The sequence below is a fragment of the Devosia sp. Z6_126 genome (assembly GCF_058133495.1).
The window spans coordinates 822,043-836,988 of record NZ_JBYUNO010000003.1; the positions used below are offsets into that span (position 1 = coordinate 822,043).

At 61.4% G+C, this 14,946-nt stretch carries 15 protein-coding genes; 9 read left to right on the forward strand and 6 right to left on the reverse strand.

All coding sequences use genetic code 11. The features are described 5' to 3' along the window. The first annotated feature begins 28 nt into the window (after nt 1-28). Both AC3YOG_RS16190 and AC3YOG_RS16195 read left to right on the forward strand, forming a co-directional pair. Nucleotides 29-1,201: an MFS transporter gene (locus tag AC3YOG_RS16190; protein WP_489935806.1), complete on the forward strand. Its 1,173-nt coding sequence runs from the start codon at nt 29-31 to the stop codon at nt 1,199-1,201. A gap of 255 nt (nt 1,202-1,456) precedes the next feature. After that, nucleotides 1,457-2,293 carry an SDR family NAD(P)-dependent oxidoreductase gene (locus AC3YOG_RS16195; RefSeq protein ID WP_489935807.1) on the forward strand — a complete coding sequence of 279 codons (837 nt, stop codon included), beginning with the start codon at nt 1,457-1,459 and terminating at the stop codon, nt 2,291-2,293. Nucleotides 2,294-2,542: 249 nt separating this feature from the next. Here the strand turns inward: AC3YOG_RS16195 and AC3YOG_RS16200 are convergent, their stop codons facing one another. The 3 genes from AC3YOG_RS16200 to AC3YOG_RS16210 form a co-directional block, all read right to left on the reverse strand. Beyond that, nucleotides 2,543-3,340 carry a class I SAM-dependent methyltransferase gene (locus AC3YOG_RS16200; protein WP_489935808.1) on the reverse strand — a complete coding sequence of 266 codons (798 nt, stop codon included), beginning with the start codon at nt 3,338-3,340 and terminating at the stop codon, nt 2,543-2,545. Nucleotides 3,341-3,407: 67 nt separating this feature from the next. After that, nucleotides 3,408-3,713 carry a putative quinol monooxygenase gene (locus AC3YOG_RS16205; RefSeq protein ID WP_489935809.1) on the reverse strand — a complete coding sequence of 102 codons (306 nt, stop codon included), beginning with the start codon at nt 3,711-3,713 and terminating at the stop codon, nt 3,408-3,410. 67 nt (nt 3,714-3,780) lie between these two features. Then, nucleotides 3,781-4,794: an NADP-dependent oxidoreductase gene (locus tag AC3YOG_RS16210; RefSeq protein WP_489935810.1), complete on the reverse strand. Its 1,014-nt coding sequence runs from the start codon at nt 4,792-4,794 to the stop codon at nt 3,781-3,783. 89 nt (nt 4,795-4,883) lie between these two features. Here AC3YOG_RS16210 and AC3YOG_RS16215 point away from each other — a divergent pair, with 89 nt between their 5' ends. Next, the gene (locus AC3YOG_RS16215; RefSeq protein ID WP_489935811.1) at nt 4,884-5,816 is read left to right on the forward strand and encodes a LysR family transcriptional regulator; all 933 of its coding nucleotides are present in this window, start codon (nt 4,884-4,886) and stop codon (nt 5,814-5,816) included. A gap of 137 nt (nt 5,817-5,953) precedes the next feature. On the opposite strand, the gene AC3YOG_RS16220 is transcribed toward AC3YOG_RS16215, so the two are convergent. Both AC3YOG_RS16220 and AC3YOG_RS16225 read right to left on the reverse strand, forming a co-directional pair. Next, nucleotides 5,954-6,352, reverse strand: coding sequence for an ester cyclase (locus tag AC3YOG_RS16220; protein ID WP_489935812.1), 399 nt, complete (start codon nt 6,350-6,352; stop codon nt 5,954-5,956). A gap of 67 nt (nt 6,353-6,419) precedes the next feature. Continuing rightward, nucleotides 6,420-7,340: an alpha/beta fold hydrolase gene (locus AC3YOG_RS16225; protein WP_489935813.1), complete on the reverse strand. Its 921-nt coding sequence runs from the start codon at nt 7,338-7,340 to the stop codon at nt 6,420-6,422. Between AC3YOG_RS16225 and AC3YOG_RS16230 the strand changes: the two genes are divergently transcribed. After that, a complete protein-coding gene (locus AC3YOG_RS16230) occupies nt 7,339-7,704 on the forward strand; it encodes an ATP-binding cassette domain-containing protein (RefSeq protein ID WP_489935814.1) in 366 nt (121 codons plus the stop codon). The genes AC3YOG_RS16225 and AC3YOG_RS16230 overlap by 2 nt on opposite strands. Further along, nucleotides 7,701-9,698, forward strand: a complete 1,998-nt coding sequence (locus tag AC3YOG_RS16235; RefSeq protein ID WP_489935815.1) for an ABC transporter ATP-binding protein — start codon at nt 7,701-7,703, stop codon at nt 9,696-9,698. The genes AC3YOG_RS16230 and AC3YOG_RS16235 overlap by 4 nt, the downstream gene beginning before the upstream one ends. A gap of 282 nt (nt 9,699-9,980) precedes the next feature. Here AC3YOG_RS16235 and AC3YOG_RS16240 read toward each other — a convergent pair whose 3' ends face one another. Further along, nucleotides 9,981-10,703, reverse strand: a complete 723-nt coding sequence (locus AC3YOG_RS16240) for an SDR family NAD(P)-dependent oxidoreductase (protein ID WP_489935816.1) — start codon at nt 10,701-10,703, stop codon at nt 9,981-9,983. Nucleotides 10,704-10,812: 109 nt separating this feature from the next. Here AC3YOG_RS16240 and AC3YOG_RS16245 point away from each other — a divergent pair, with 109 nt between their 5' ends. From AC3YOG_RS16245 to AC3YOG_RS16260, 4 genes are read left to right on the forward strand one after another with little or no spacing between them, the layout of a single operon-like run. Next, complete coding sequence (locus AC3YOG_RS16245; RefSeq protein ID WP_489935817.1) at nt 10,813-11,607, forward strand: IclR family transcriptional regulator; 795 nt, start codon at nt 10,813-10,815, stop codon at nt 11,605-11,607. A 2-nt stretch (nt 11,608-11,609) separates the two neighbouring features. Then, complete coding sequence (locus AC3YOG_RS16250; protein ID WP_489935818.1) at nt 11,610-12,818, forward strand: M20 family metallopeptidase; 1,209 nt, start codon at nt 11,610-11,612, stop codon at nt 12,816-12,818. Further along, nucleotides 12,818-14,131 carry an ABC transporter substrate-binding protein gene (locus AC3YOG_RS16255; protein ID WP_489935819.1) on the forward strand — a complete coding sequence of 438 codons (1,314 nt, stop codon included), beginning with the start codon at nt 12,818-12,820 and terminating at the stop codon, nt 14,129-14,131. The genes AC3YOG_RS16250 and AC3YOG_RS16255 overlap by 1 nt, the downstream gene beginning before the upstream one ends. Before the next feature lie 46 nt (nt 14,132-14,177). Further along, complete coding sequence (locus tag AC3YOG_RS16260; RefSeq protein WP_489935820.1) at nt 14,178-14,930, forward strand: ABC transporter ATP-binding protein; 753 nt, start codon at nt 14,178-14,180, stop codon at nt 14,928-14,930. The last annotated feature ends 16 nt before the right edge of the window (nt 14,931-14,946 follow it).

The window sequence follows — 14,946 nt, forward strand, 5'->3', positions numbered from 1 at the left end:
TCCAGCCCATATTCAAGGAATATCCGCCATGACATCGACCGCCTATGCGCCCTCCTTGCCGTTATGGGGAGCCGTGCTTGCTATGAGCCTTGGCATATTCGGCATCGTTGGAGCCGAGCTTCTGCCGGCAAGCCTGCTCACTTCCATGGCCCACGACCTTCAGGTCACCGAAGGCATGGCCGGCCAGGCTGTGACCGTGACTGCCGGCGTGGCCGTCCTTGCCAGCCTGCTCGTTGCCGCCGCGAGCGGTCGCGTGGATCGCCGCAAGGTGCTGATTTTTCTCACCTCTCTGCTGGTCGCATCCAATCTCCTTGTGGCCGTGGCCCCTTCGCTGAACCTGTTGCTGCTCGCCCGCACGCTGCTCGGGATCTCGCTTGGCGGCTTCTGGGCATTGTCCGCGGCGACAATGATGCGGCTGGTCCCGGAAAAAGACATCGCCAAGGCATTGGCAATCCTGTTCGGGGGCGTTTCTGCGGCTACCGTGTTTGCCGCGCCGCTTGGCAGCTTGTTGGGCGATCTCTGGGGATGGCGGGCCGTTTTTGTGGCAGCGGCATGCTTGGGCGCCCTTGCTCTTCTCGCGCAATTGGTGCTGCTGCCGCCCATGCGTTCCGAGCAAGCTGCACGTTTGAGTACCGTGTTTGGCCTCTTGCGCCGGCCGGGCCTGGGCTTGGGAATGTTGGCTTTCCTGCTGGTGTTCAGTGGCCACTTTGGCTTCTTCACCTATCTTCGCCCGTTTCTTGAAACGGTGACGCGGGCGGGCGCGATGGGTGTCACCTCCATCCTGCTCATCTTCGGCATCGGCACCTTTGTGGGCAATTCAGTGAGCAGCCGGCTGATCGAGCGCTCGATGTTCGGGACGCTGGCAAAAATGCCCCTTCTGCTTGCGGTTCTGGCCATCCTGCTGGCGACCCTTGGTGGCAACGCGTTTGCCGACGCGGCACTCACCGCCATCTGGGGTTTCGCCTTCGGCATTATTCCGGTTTCCTGGTCGACATGGGCCACCCGCGTCGCACCCGATGAAGCGGAGTCCGGCGGCGGCTTGTTGGTGGCAACGGCCAATCTCGCCATCACCATTGGCGCGGCAGCAGGCGGCTGGATCTTCGACCACAGTGGTTCGCGGATGGTATTCTTTGCCTGCGCGGCGGTTCTGGCCTTGAGCTTCGTGTCGACCCTCATGCTGAAGGTCCACCCAAGCCGATGACTCATTTCCTCGGCGCAGGTACCCGTTACCTCACCTGCCCCAGGGTCTGGTTCGTATCACCAGCGGCTCACGAGACCGTAGCGGGCACCGCGCCTTGTTCGTGAGACCGGATGGTCACTGTCTCGCCCTGCCATGTCACCCCAAGTGTCACGATGCATTGCTGAGCCCCATTCACAAGGCTTGCAAGTTCATCCCAGCTAGTCCGCAGGGATCACAGGAGACATCTTTGGTCCTGTCGAAACGAACACCAGTTCCATGTTTCTGAAAACACGAAAGGGCATCACAATGGCTGAAAAAGTTTGGTTTCTCACCGGCGGATCACGCGGCTTCGGTCGGATCTGGACGGAGGCGGCACTCAAGCGCGGGGACAAGGTTGCGGTCACCGCGCGCGACCCAGCCTCTCTTGTCGAACTGACCGAAAGGTTCGGCGATCAGGTGCTTCCGCTGACGCTCGACGTCACCGACTCCGATGCCGCGATCAAGGCCGTTCACATGGCCCACGATCATTTCGGCCGGCTCGACATCGTCGTGTGCAACGCGGGCTTCGGGATGGTCGGCGCGGTAGAGGAGGTCAGCATTGAACAAGCGCGCCTCGTCATGGACACCGACTTCTTTGGCATGCTGGCAGTCGTAAAAGCTGCGTTGCCGATCATGCGCGCCCAAGGGTCTGGTCACATCCTGACTGTGGCCAGCACCGCGGGCATCATGGCAACACCATGCGGTGGGCTCTATAATGCGGCCAAGTTCGCGGTCGTAGGCTTGGGTGAAGCCCTTGCCGGCGAAGTCGCGCGGCTGGGCATCAACGTCACGATCATCGAGCCAGGCCCGCACGCTACGGACTTCACGAGCGCGTCCTCGATGGTCGTTGCCCAGCCGATCGACGCCTACGGGCCCCTTCGAGACGAACTTGCGGCGGCGTATCCGGCCGGGGGCGCCAGTGATCCCCGTACAACAGCTGCCGCAATATTGGCAGTTGTGGATGCCCCCCACCCGCCCTTGCACCTGCTGCTTGGCAGCGGCCGGGCACAGATCGATCAAGTCTATGCCAGCCGGACCGCCGACTGGGATGCCTGGTCTGACGGTCCGCACTGAGCCTCGCGGGAGCAAGAGGGACCGCGCGGTGCGGTCCCGTCTCAGCCGCGGGCGCAATGGGCGAGGACCGTCGATAAAACAGCGGGTCGGCTGGCTTGAAGCCCGGTTGGTGGTTTCCTCCGTCCTGATCGGCGCAAGCGGCCGAGCAAGTGCTGGACGATGTTAGTTCACTTTCATTGGCCTGCAGTCCAGAACAAGTCGCCCGGCTGGGCTAGGCCCCACCGCCGCAAGGCGCCGAGGCCGAGATGATCAGCCACTCGTTGCCACAATCATGAAGGCGCGAGTGGGCAGCCGGATAATACCTTGTGCATCGGCATAGCCATTGAAGGCCTGCTGCAACGCCTCACGTAAGTTTTCACCCTCATCGGGGCTCAAGGCAGCATACCCCGGAAAACCGCGGAACATCGGGTCGCACTCGCTGACCACGTCGGGTGAGGAGTAAGGACTCCAGTCTGCCTGAGCGACGTGAATATTGGCAGTGGAGCAACTAGCCTCCAACAGGCTCTCCCTCAGCTCGTCTTGCGAGAAGGTAGGGAACATCCCTGCCGGCCATAGTTCGCGATCCGGATGAAGCTGCGCGAACACACGCCGCATCAGATGTGCCGGTGAGCAATCGTCTTCCTGGGTCCACATTGTCAGCCCAACACGACCCTGGCGGCGGGTGACCCGCAGCAACTCGTTCAGCCCCACCCGCCATGTCGGAAAAGCAAGAATGCCAAAATGCGAGATGGCGACATCGTAGCTTGCACCGGCTGTGCCGAGCGATGTGAAATCCACCTCAGTGCGGGCATTCTTGAAGGATCGGAGCCGCTCCGCGCTGCGCGCCACCATGTCCGGACTGATATCCGTCGCCGTTACCCATGCGCCGCGCTCTGCCGCAGCGACCGCGAGTCCACCAGTACCGGCTGCGACGTCAATCACCGCCAAGCCATCGAGCGGCATCAACTGGTCGAGCAACTGGATCGCGAAGGGCTGCGTCGCGCGCTCGCCCATACGCTCGTAAAGTCCAATTGGGCCGGCGCCTGCATCGATGGGGCTGTTTGTCAAAGCTAGGCCTCCTATAATCTTCTCGTAACGTGCAAAGTGTGGGGGCGGCGCTGATTGGCGTACTTTGTTACTCGTCCATCAAGCCACGTTCACGCCGGGCGTCGTATTTGAGAATTTCACCTCTCATGGCGTCACCCCACCGGCCAACGAACGCGACCGTGTCGCGAGAGTGGAGATGAGCAGTGAGTGCGGCCTGGTCTCTCCACCGCTCGGCAATCAGGAGGCGGCCAGCATGCGGATCGTCCACAGCCGCGTCATAGGACAGATTTCCGTCCCGCTGCCGCGCAGTGATGGCGAGTTTCTGGAGATCCTCGACAAACTCGGTAATCAAGGAGGGCTCGACATACATATAGCCGGTAACAATCAGCATCATGGCTTACCTTGGTGGATCGCGCTCGACCGTCTGCACTTCCCACGATCGGGCGGCTGACAGCAACAAATCAGACGGACAGCACGATCTTGCCTTGAATACTGCCGTGGGCGGCGCGCTCATGTGCGCGCGATGCCTCGGCCAGCGCGAATGTGCTGTCGATGACGACACGCACAATGCCGTCCTCGAGCAGTTGGGCGGCTTTTGCCAGTTGCGCGCCATTGGATCGAACCTGTGTGGATGAGACCGTAATCCCCAGCTTCTTCGGCTCCGCGTGACCAGAAAAACCCAGCGGGTTAACCAGGAACAGCGCGCCGCCCGGCTTCAGAACATGTAAGAAGCGCTCCATGTCCGCGCCGCCTACTGCGTCGAGGACAAGGTCCACGTTTCGGACGACTTCTTCCGTCGCGATCGTCTTGTAGTCGATGAACTGATCGACGCCGAGATCTCGCATCAGCGCCTCGTTCTTGGCCGATGCCACCGCGATGACGCGAGCGCCCTGCCATTTCGCCAACTGGACAGCCAGGTGCCCGACACCGCCCCCGGCGCCGTTGATCAGCACCGTCTTGCCATCAAGGAGCACCGGCTCATGCCGGAAGGCTTGGAACGGATTGGGCTCGTCATGACCAAGCTCGATCAGGAACTGCCATGCCGTTAAAAGCGACATCGGTGCGCCAGCCGCATGAATATGGTCAATACCGGTTGGTTTGGATGCAAGATGCGATGCCGGCACACTGATGTACTGCGCGTAGGCGCCGCTTCCCGTCATTAGGTCGTCAGGGAAGCGAACCATCGCGTAGACCTCGTCGCCGATGCTGAACTCACCGACGTCGGGGTGAACCGCTTCAACGACGCCCGACACATCCGTGCCGAGAATCAGTGGGAAGGATGCGTTGGGTCGCCATTCTGGCGGCAGCGCTCGATAGCCGTCCCGCAGATACCAGTCGGGCGGATTAAGCCCTGCCGCGTGGACCCGAACAAGCACCTCGCCGGGCTGCACATCCGGCCTGGGCGCGTCTTCGTACATCAGCACCTCTGGACCACCAAATGCGTGCAGACGAACTGCCTTCATCTCGTCGCTCATGGTCAAATCTCCGCTTCTCATTGTCATTGGCGGATTTAGCGGCAGCACTGCTGGTTGATAATCGGTGCAGAAGGAGATTAAGTAATGCCATGGTGGAACATATCACTCTGGACCGGCTCACTGGCATTATCGCCTTCGCGCGTGCGGGATCGCTGGGCAGCTACACGGCAGCGGCGCGCGCGCTGTCGATTTCCCCCTCGGCAGTCAGCAAGAGTGTCCAGCGACTTGAGCGGCATTTGGGGGTGTCGCTGTTTACCCGTACGACACGCTCGCTGGCCTTCACGCCCGAAGGACGCGACCTGCATGAGCGCGCGCTGCGTCTGCTCCGCGCGGCGGAGGAGATCGAGCAGATGGCAATGACCGCCCGTTCGGAGCCATCGGGGACGTTGCGCGTGGCGGCGTCACTGCCGATCGGACTCCACCTGATCGCTCCCGCTTTACCGGCTTTCCGCCGGCTCCACCCGAACCTGGTCGTCGATCTCAGGCTAGGTGACCAGATGGTGGAAATGATCGAGGAAGGGATCGACGTCGCCATACGCATCGGTGATCTGGCTGACACCCGACTTCTATCACGCAAACTCGCGCCCCATCGGCTTTGCTGCTTCGCCTCGCCAACCTATCTCGAGGAACGCGGCACCCCAACCCACCCCGATGACCTCGGAGGGCACGACACCGTCAATCTTCGGTATCAGAGCACGGGCCAGGCATTTCGCTGGCCCTTCCGGATTGGCGATCGTGAAATCGAGATCGTGCCCAATGCCGGTGTGCTCGCCGATGCCAGCGAGGCCGTGCTCATCATGCTGGCAGCCGGTGGTGGGATAGGGGTAGGCGCCTCCTTCATGGCAGCTCCCTACGTGCAGCGGGGCGAATTGATCCCAGTGCTGTCCAGGTTCGCCGTTGAGCGAAATAACGTCACCGTGCTTTGGCCGGCAAGCCGACGCGCCAACCCCGCCGTGCGCGCCTTTCTAACCATGCTCGACGCCACTTTCACCCAGCGAATGGCGGCTTCAAGTATCGGCTAATCTTGCGCGGAGGGGCGGCCTAGGGGGTCGGTTCCTGCCGACAGACTGCGCCCCGTTCCAGCCGTTCGGTCCGCGTTTTCGTGCTGACGAGGGTCACTCGTGCATCAGCATCGGATGGCTGAGATCACGTAAAATTATCAAGGCAGCACACCGAGCTGGCGGGCAATGGCCTGGTAGTCCATTGAGAACCACATCTCGGCGAAGCGACTGTCTCGGATCCGGTAGCTGGCGAACTCGGTGAAATCGACGCGGCAGCCAGTTGGCTCTAGGCCTAGCCAGGTTTGCCCGGGGGTTCCGGTATCGCGAAGCCGGGCGGCGATACGATCATCATCTACGAACAATTCTTCGACCTCCCAGGTGAAATCCGGCACAGCCTGGACTATGCTCTTGAGGGAATCCACCACGTCATCCCGCCTGTAGGATCGGCCATTTATGGTGACATCAGGGCTGATCAAATCCGCGATGGCACTGAAATCCCGCGCGTTCGCTGCTTGGATGTAATGAAGATAGAACTGCTTCAACAATTCGTCCGTCATGGAGCATCCCTCCATGTTGCTGTCTGAGCGATGGGAATGGCGTCGGGGTGATCGACACCATTGAAGCTTACTGGCCTTCGCTATTGCCAATGAAGTCCAGGATCAGGTCAGTGACCGATTCGGGGGCCTCCTCGGCGACGTAATGACCGACATCGAGCTGAACGATCTTGGGATTGGCGATCCGATTTTCCATGAAATCAGCCAGCAAACCGTAGCCCAAGCCACCGATGCCCAGCGAGGGCACATCGATTTTCTCGGGAAAGGAAGCGTTGTCGATCAGATCCTGCGGATAGGCTTGGTACCATCCGTCTCCGGCGCGGATCGCGTCAGGCGTGTTGTACGCGTGAGCGTAAACGGCTCGATCGAACTCGGTGATCGCGTCCTGATCGTAGAGGAGCGAGTCCCAAAACCAGTCCAGGTAGATATGTGCCCGTCCCTCGATCAGCTGCTCGGGCATGCCATGCACCTGATGGAAGGCGAACCACCAGATGAAGAAGTCCTTCCTGAATTCTCCCGACAGAACCTGGGGCGGCAGGAGCGTCATCTGGGAAGTTGATGCGGGAAGTCCGCCGACGTCGAGATAGGTCGTCGACAGGGTTGCTTCGGGGTAGAGAACAGAGAACGGATACGCGATGTGCCCGCCGATATCGTGGCCGACGATATGGACTTTCTCTAATCCGAGGCTCTTGATCAGCTCGTATATGTCCCGCGCCATATTCTTCTTATCATAGCCACCCTCGGGCTTGTCCGATGCCCCCATGCCGCGGATATCGACCGCGATGACGCGGTGGCTTTCCGCCAGCTTCGGCATAATCTCGTGGAACGCCCACCAGGTCTGGGGACACCCCGCCATGAGGAGGATCGGCGTTCCTTCCCCGCCCTGCACATAGTGCAGCCGCGTCCCATTCACCTCGGCAAACCCGCGGCGAAAGCCGTCGAGTTGAGCGACCAGGGCGTTCGCCCAGGCGCTCGACTTCGTCAGGGCCATGCCCGAGCAGCTCGATGCGCCCATCGCCCAGGGCGGCACCAATGTCAGTGGCGACCAGCGCCAGCGCCTGTCCATCGCGCGGGCCCTGATCCGCAAGCCGCAGATCTATCTGTTCGATGACTCTTTCAGCGCCTTGGACCTAGCCACCGATGCGCGTTTGCGGGCCGCCCTGCATCCAGTCACCCGGGACGCGACCGTGGTGCTGGTCGCCCAGCGCGTGTCCACCATCCGTGACGCCGACCTGATCCTCGTGATCGACAATGGCTCGATCGTGGGCCGGGGCCGCCACGACGAACTGCTGGAAGGCTGCGCGACCTATCGCGAGATCGTGGCTTCGCAATTGCGCGCAGAGGAGGCGGCATGACCGCGCCAGACAGGAGCAATTCGCCGCCCGCCGAGGCAACCGGCGACGGGCGGCTGAAGGAAACCGAGCGCATTCCGCCGAGCGCCGGGGGCCATTTCGGCGGCGGCATGGTCGGCCAGAAAGCCATGTCCTTTGGACCCTCGGCGCGTCGGCTGTTGGCGCGCCTGGCGCCCGAAAGCTCCAAAGCCCTCGCCGTGGTGGCGCTGGCGGTTGTGAGTGTGGCGCTCACCGCCCTTGGGCCGAGGATCCTGGGCCGCGCCACCGACCTGATCTTTTCCGGACTGATGGGGGGACAGCTGCCGGCGGGCCTGAGCAAGGCGGAGGCCGTAGCCACGCTGCGCGCGCGGGGGGATGACCAGTTCGCCGACATGGTCGCCTCGATGAGCCTCGTTCCCGGCCAGGGCATCGACTTCACCGCCGTGGGCGAAGTGCTGCTCTGGGCACTGGGGGTTTATATGGCTGCCTCGCTCCTGGCCTGGCTGCAGGGCTTTTTGCTCAACGATGTCGTGCAGGGCACCGTGCTGCGCATGCGCGCCGAGGTCGAAGACAAGGTCAACCGCCTGCCCCTGAGCTATTTCGACCGGCAGCCGCGGGGCGAACTGCTCAGTCGAGTCACCAATGACATCGACAATGTCAGCCAAACGCTGCAGCAAACCATGAGTCAGCTGCTCACTTCCCTGCTAACCGTTGTGGCCGTCCTGGGGATGATGTTCCTGATCTCCCCCCTCCTGGCGCTGGTGGCGCTGGTCTCGATCCCATTATCCCTGGCGGTCACCCGGGTGGTGATGCGCCCATCCCAAGGCTTGTTCGTCGAGCAATGGCGGCGAACCGGCCGGCTCAATTCCCATATCGAGGAAACATTTTCCGGACACGCGCTGGTCAAGGTGTTCGGGCGCCAGCGCGAAGTCGAAACAGTGTTCGCTCGCGAGAACGAGGCGCTTTACCGCGCCAGTTTCGGGGCCCAATTTATCAGCGGCCTCATCATGCCGCTGATGATGTTCATCGGCAATCTCAACTATGTCGTCATTGCCGTTTTGGGCGGAGTGCGGGTGGCGAACGGCACCATGTCGCTGGGCGATGTGCAGGCCTTCATCCAGTATTCCCGGCAGTTCACCCAGCCGGTGACGCAGGTGGCCTCCATGGCCAACCTGATGCAATCGGGCGTTGCTTCGGCCGAGCGGGTCTTCGAGCTGCTCGATGCCAAGGAGGAAAGGCCGGACCGCCCCGGCCCCGTGACCGCGCTGGACGCACGCCGCGGCGAGGTGCGCTTCCAGAACGTGTCGTTCTACTACCAGCCCGACACGCCGCTCATCGAAAACCTTTCGCTGGTCGTCGCACCGGGCCAGACGGTAGCCATCGTCGGCCCCACCGGCGCGGGCAAGACCACCCTCGTCAATCTGCTGATGCGGTTCTACGAGGTGACCGGCGGCCGGATCACGCTGGATGGCGTCGACATCTCCTCCATCCCGCGGCGCACGCTACGCAGCCAGATCGGCATGGTGCTGCAGGACACCTGGCTCTTTCAGGGGACCATCCGCGACAACATCGCCTATGGGCTCCCCGGCGCCACTGACGAGCAAATCCTCAAGGCCGCCCGCGCGACCTTTGTGGATCGCTTCGTGCATTCCCTGCCGGCGGGCTACGACACGATGATCGACGAGGAAGGCTCCAACCTTTCGGGGGGCGAGCGGCAGCTGGTGACGATTGCCCGCGCCTTCGTGTCCGACCCCGCGCTGCTTATTCTCGACGAGGCGACCTCCGCGGTGGATACCCGCACCGAATTGCTGCTGCAACAGGCCATGTCGGCCTTGCGCAGCGACCGCACCTCGTTCGTGATCGCCCATCGCCTGTCCACCATCCGCAATGCCGACCTGATACTCGTGATGGAGCGCGGCACCATCGTTGAGCAGGGCACACATGATGAGCTGCTGGCTAAGGAAGCCGCCTACGCCGAGCTCTACAACGACCAGTTCCCGGCGCAACCTATAAATTAGTCGATAGTTCGCCACTGGCCCGCCCGATTAGCGTAACAAGGCGGCGTTCGCCTGCTGGGAACGTCTTACGGAACCGTACCGAAAGGGACCACGTAAGCTTTGCCATAACCCTTGCAGTCGAGCTGGCTTAGCAGCCTGTCTGCTGTGGCCCATTCCCTGCCTTTGTGCCTCACGGCCTGCATCGGCAGGAACGGGGTGGATTGCCGACGGTCGCTTCTAAGCGGTTTGCCGGGGAAGCGGACCTTGCAGCTTGGCGAGCTATTTAGGATCTCTCGCAGGCGATCAACGCGCTAAGAATCCGCCATCGACAGGCAGAGTTACGCCTGTAATGTAGCTGGCGCTATCGCTGGCGAGAAAGGCAATTGCCTGCCCAACTTCCTGCGGTCGGCCAATCCTTTTCATGGGCGTGTTGTTGAGCGTTTCAGCGCGCATTGCTGGGTCTTGGTCGCGGACCATCTCCGTTTCGATCAGTCCGGGAAGGACGGCATTGGCGCGGATGTTGCGATCGGCATAGGTCACCGCAGCATTGAGCGTCATAACGGTCACCGCCCCCTTGCTTGCGTGGTAGGCAACTTGCCCCGCGCCACCCGCGTAGCCCCAGATCGAGGATACATTCACGATCGACAGCGGCCAGCGGTCGAGCGAGGCGGCAATGACGGCCCGCATCCCCAACATGACGCCGGTCTGGTTGACGGCGATGATGTTGTGCCACTCGTCCAGGTCGGCATCGTGGATGCCAGAGCGGCTCTGGGTAACTCCGGCGGCGTTCACCAGAACATCGAGCCGGCCATGCGTGGCGATAATCTGACCCACTAAGGTCTGCCATCGATCGGGCTCGCGAACGTCGAGATAGCGTTGATGCTGGGCGCCCGATTCAAACTTCGCCGGATCAAGAATATCGGCCGCGTAGACCGTAGCGCCGCTCCGAGCCAGTTCAGTTGCTGCGGCGCCGCCAATGCCGCGCGCGCCGCCACTCACCAAGGCAATTTTACCGCTTAATTCCATTTGGATCCCCTATTGAGATCATCATCCTGCAAGATTTCCGCTTGCGTAGCAATGCGGTGTATCTTAATATGATTTAACGTATCGCATATCAATACAGCTAGGGGTTGTCTTGGACGATAGTTCTTCCTTGTTCGTGCGCTCTCTTGCCAAGGGACTGAAGGTTCTGGAGGTGTTTGCGAACGCTGATCAGGGGCTGAGCCTTGGCGATGTCGCGAAGCTGACGGGACTCGATAAATCGGCAGCGCAACGCAGCGTCCACACGCTTGTAGCCGCGGGATATCTTGAAAAGGATTCCCGCTCGGGACGGCTGGGTCTGGGCACCAAAGTGCTCGATCTCAGCTTCTATTTCCTGCGAACAAACCAGCTCGTCACGGAGGCCACGCCGGTATTGCTGCAATTGCGCAAGGATTGCGGCGAGCGCACGAACTTAAGCTTGTTTGACGGCGAGAGCATCATCTACGCCATCCGTCTACAGGGCCGCACGGAATACCCGCAATACTCGACACTGGTGGGCCGCCGGATGCCCAGCTATTGCTCGGCTGGGGGCCGGGCCGCACTTGCGCGCCTATCCGATGTGCAAGCACAAGACATCATCGCACGGTCGGACCGCCGTCAGCTGACGCCGCACACTTTGATTGAAGCCGACGCCGTCTTCGAGAAGGTGCTAGAGGCGAGGGCCAAGGGCTATGCCTTGGCGGTGGAAGAGAGTTCGCCAAACGAGCTCGTGGTTGCAGCAGCTGTTCTCGACGCCACGGGCCAGCCGGTAGCCTCCATCCATATCGCCGGAAGCATGAGCAACTGGAAAGTGGATGAATTCGAAGCCCGGTTCGGGCGTCGCGTAGTGGAGGCTGCAGCGCTGTTGAGCCGCTCGCGCGGGACACTGCACGGATCGGCCGAGGCGTGAGCATGGGTCAGATGACAGCTCCTGGCGGCATCGAGTCGCGTATTCATGCCTGGCTTGACGCGCGGGCCGAAGCGTTGCCCCGTCTGCTCGAAACATTGGTCAACATCGACAGCGGCTCCGAAAATCACGAAGGGATTTCTGCGGTCGCAGATGAAATCGAGGCGTTCCTGCGTTCCAATGACGCCCAAACTACCAAAATTGCTCCCCGTGCTGGCCCGAGCCTACTCAGCGCTTCGGTTCCCCACAAAGTAAGCCCAGGTGGTGCGCTGTTGCTGGGACATATGGATACGGTGTTTCCTGCCAATACAGCCCAGAGCCGGCCGTTCTCCAAAGGATTGGGCCGGTTTTTTGGTCCCGGCGTCGCCGACATGAAGGGCGGGCTGGTGATGAACGCCGCCGTATTGTCGGCATTCGCTGCATGCGCCGATAGTGCCCCTGCCGTGTCCGCCTTGTTCACTGTCGATGAAGAGGTCGCCTCCTCTATTTCCCGACCCCATATCGAGGCCATAGCGCGCGAGCACGACCTGGTGCTCAACTCAGAACCGGGCCGGGCCAATGGCGACATCGTCACCCAGCGCAAGGGCGGCATATTCATCCGCGTCGATGTGGATGGGGTGTCCGCCCACTCGGGCGTGGACTTCTACTCCGGCGCCAGTGCCATTGCCGAGTTGGTCGAAAAGGCACGCGAACTCTACGCTCTTGCCGAGATCGACGAGAGTATCACCGTCAATATCGGCAAGGTGGGCGGCGGCTCCGCAATCAACACTGTCCCCGACCAGGCGTTTCTGCTCGCAGACATTCGCTTTACCAAGGCAGCATTGGCTGAACCAATTCTGGCCGCCATCGAAGCCTCGGTAGGGCAGACAACGGTGCCACGCACCCTGTCTCGCCTGAAGGCCATGGGGCGCTTTAACCCCATGGAATATAACGAGCAGAACGCGGCATTGGCTCAGACCTATATCGGAGCGGCTCGTGACCTGGGCGTGAATATCAACACCCAGATGACTGGCGGCTGCTCGGACGCGGGCTTCCCCTCCTCGCTGGGGATCCCGACGCTTTGTGGCGTCGGTCCTGTGGGCGGAGCAGCCCACACTTCAGAAGAATACATCATTGCTGACAGCCTTCTCACCCGGGCCAAGATCGCGGCGTCCACCATCCTGAGAAGCGCTGCCGGCCAGCCCGTTCTAAACCTCGACCCAGGGAAAGCATGATGACCAAATCTGACAGACTTTCGGCCTATCACACACTCCTTTGTACGACGACACTTCTCGCAGCCAGCCTTGCTGCCAACGCAGCGCACGCCGAGATGCGGGCAGCCCCTACCGTGGAAGAGCTGACCACTTGCGACGCTACCGAAAGCAGCGTTGTGCGCATCGGCATCCTGGCCCCCATGACCGGCCCAACGGCTGCCGACGCCAGCGACTATTCCCGCGCCGCAGGCCTTGCCGCCGAAGAACTGAATAAGGCGGGCGGCGTCTGCGCGGGGGACCAGCGCTATACGTTCGAGCTCGTTGAGGCCGACGCTACGGAAATGCGCAACGACGCCGTCGTGACCGCATTCCGCCGCCTCAATAGCACCGAGGGGCTCAACATCGTCCTCGGCCCTTACGCCAGCACGTCGAACTTTGAGATCGACCTGATGGCACAGGCCCAGATGCCCTACATCATCTCTGGTGGCGCTGAGTCGACCGAAGCGATCATTGCTGCAAACCCGGACAACTACCCCACCGTCTGGTCGCGTGTGCCGAACTATGACGGCTATTTCACCGACCTGCCCCCGCTGCTGAATCGCCTGACGGAAGAAGGCAAGCTCAAGCTGGCAGACAAAACCGTGTTCGTCATCGGCTCGGATGACCCTTATGGCAGCACGATCGCCAATGGCCTCGTTGAAACGTTCAAGTCACTGGGCTGGAATGTGGTTGGGCAGGATACCGTACCCTTCCAGTCGGTAAACGACTGGCGCACACAGCTTGCGCGCATCCGCGATGTCAATCCAGCCGTGATCGTCAACACCGAATGGTCGGCCTCGGGCTCGGCGACCTTCTTCAACCAGTTCTACGAACAGCCCACCAATTCATTGCTGTTCCTGCAATATGCACCCTCAATCCCCGAGTTCCAGACCATCACCCGCAACCAGGCGGTTGGCGTGATGTATTCGATGCTTGGCGGCGCTATTGATACCCGTTCGGATACCAAGGAAATAGCGGCCAAGTTCGCCGAGCGGTTTGGGCCGGGCGGCTACTTCTCGATTGCTGGCTATAATGCAGTGCAACTCTACGCGCTGTGCCTGAACCAGGGGATCGACCCGACCGACCGCCTGGCCGTCGGTCAGTGCATAGGTAAGCTGGACGTGGACACCCCCTCTGGCCGCCTCGCATTCGATCCAGCGACGCACCTGGCAATTCAGGGTGACGATTACATGCCAACCCTATTCTACCAGGTTCAGGAAGACGGCAGCACGGCCCTGATCGCACCTGCGGCAGTGGCTGAGACCGACTACATCACCTCCCCCTGGATGCAATAAGCAACGTCCCCACCGCTCCGCGGTGGGGCCTTGAGGCATATTCCCAATGGTCAATCCTTCGTCTAGCCCGGTTCTCGAAGTACGTGATATCGGCAAGTCTTTCGGATCGCTCGTCGCGGTCGATCGCGTGTCCTTTGTTGTACAACCGGGCGAGATCGTCGGCATTGCCGGCCCGAATGGCGCCGGCAAGACCACCCTGTTCAATCTCATAACCAAAATCCCGTTTAGCCCCGATACCGGCACGGTGAAGTTTGATGGTCATGATGTCACCGGTCTGTCAGCCCATAGATTGGCCCGCGCGGGACTGGCGCGGACATTCCAGAAGGAAACTGCTTTCCCTTCCCTTTCGGTGAGGCAAAACCTGCAGGTTGCAGCCCGCTATGGCGCCGGTCTCTCGGGAGCAGAGGCGTTACGGCAGATCGAACGCGTTGCAGAGCGGCTTTCGCTTGGTTCGCAGCTGGAAACCTCGGCGGCTACGCTGACAGTGTTTGAAACCAAACGGCTGATGATCGCGACGGCGATGCTGCTGCAGCCCAAGCTGATCCTGCTTGATGAACCCGCCTCCGGATTGACGCCCCAGGAGGTCGAGGACGCCCGCAACCTGATCGTCGGCCTCGGGCAGGACGGTATTGCCGTGCTGCTGATCGAACACATTCTGCCCTTGCTGTTCGGCGTGTCCAGCCGCGTGCTGGTGATGGATTTCGGCCGCAAGCTTATGGAGGGCACACCCGAAGAGGTGGCCAATGATCCGCGAGTGGTCGAAGCCTATCTCGGCGGCCAGAACGAAGGAGCGGAATAATGGCTCTCACGGTTGA

Coding starts and splice junctions, on each gene's coding strand:
- AC3YOG_RS16260 (WP_489935820.1), top strand. CDS start 14,178: ATGGTCAATCCTTCGTCTAGCCCGGTTCTCGAAGTACGTGATATCGGC.
- AC3YOG_RS16235 (WP_489935815.1), top strand. CDS start 7,701: ATGACCGCGCCAGACAGGAGCAATTCGCCGCCCGCCGAGGCAACCGGC.
- AC3YOG_RS16225 (WP_489935813.1), bottom strand. CDS start 7,340: ATGGCCCTGACGAAGTCGAGCGCCTGGGCGAACGCCCTGGTCGCTCAA.
- AC3YOG_RS16220 (WP_489935812.1), bottom strand. CDS start 6,352: ATGACGGACGAATTGTTGAAGCAGTTCTATCTTCATTACATCCAAGCA.
- AC3YOG_RS16255 (WP_489935819.1), top strand. CDS start 12,818: ATGACCAAATCTGACAGACTTTCGGCCTATCACACACTCCTTTGTACG.
- AC3YOG_RS16250 (WP_489935818.1), top strand. CDS start 11,610: ATGGGTCAGATGACAGCTCCTGGCGGCATCGAGTCGCGTATTCATGCC.
- AC3YOG_RS16210 (WP_489935810.1), bottom strand. CDS start 4,794: ATGAGCGACGAGATGAAGGCAGTTCGTCTGCACGCATTTGGTGGTCCA.
- AC3YOG_RS16240 (WP_489935816.1), bottom strand. CDS start 10,703: ATGGAATTAAGCGGTAAAATTGCCTTGGTGAGTGGCGGCGCGCGCGGC.
- AC3YOG_RS16205 (WP_489935809.1), bottom strand. CDS start 3,713: ATGATGCTGATTGTTACCGGCTATATGTATGTCGAGCCCTCCTTGATT.
- AC3YOG_RS16215 (WP_489935811.1), top strand. CDS start 4,884: ATGGTGGAACATATCACTCTGGACCGGCTCACTGGCATTATCGCCTTC.
- AC3YOG_RS16190 (WP_489935806.1), top strand. CDS start 29: ATGACATCGACCGCCTATGCGCCCTCCTTGCCGTTATGGGGAGCCGTG.
- AC3YOG_RS16230 (WP_489935814.1), top strand. CDS start 7,339: ATGCCCGAGCAGCTCGATGCGCCCATCGCCCAGGGCGGCACCAATGTC.
- AC3YOG_RS16195 (WP_489935807.1), top strand. CDS start 1,457: ATGTTTCTGAAAACACGAAAGGGCATCACAATGGCTGAAAAAGTTTGG.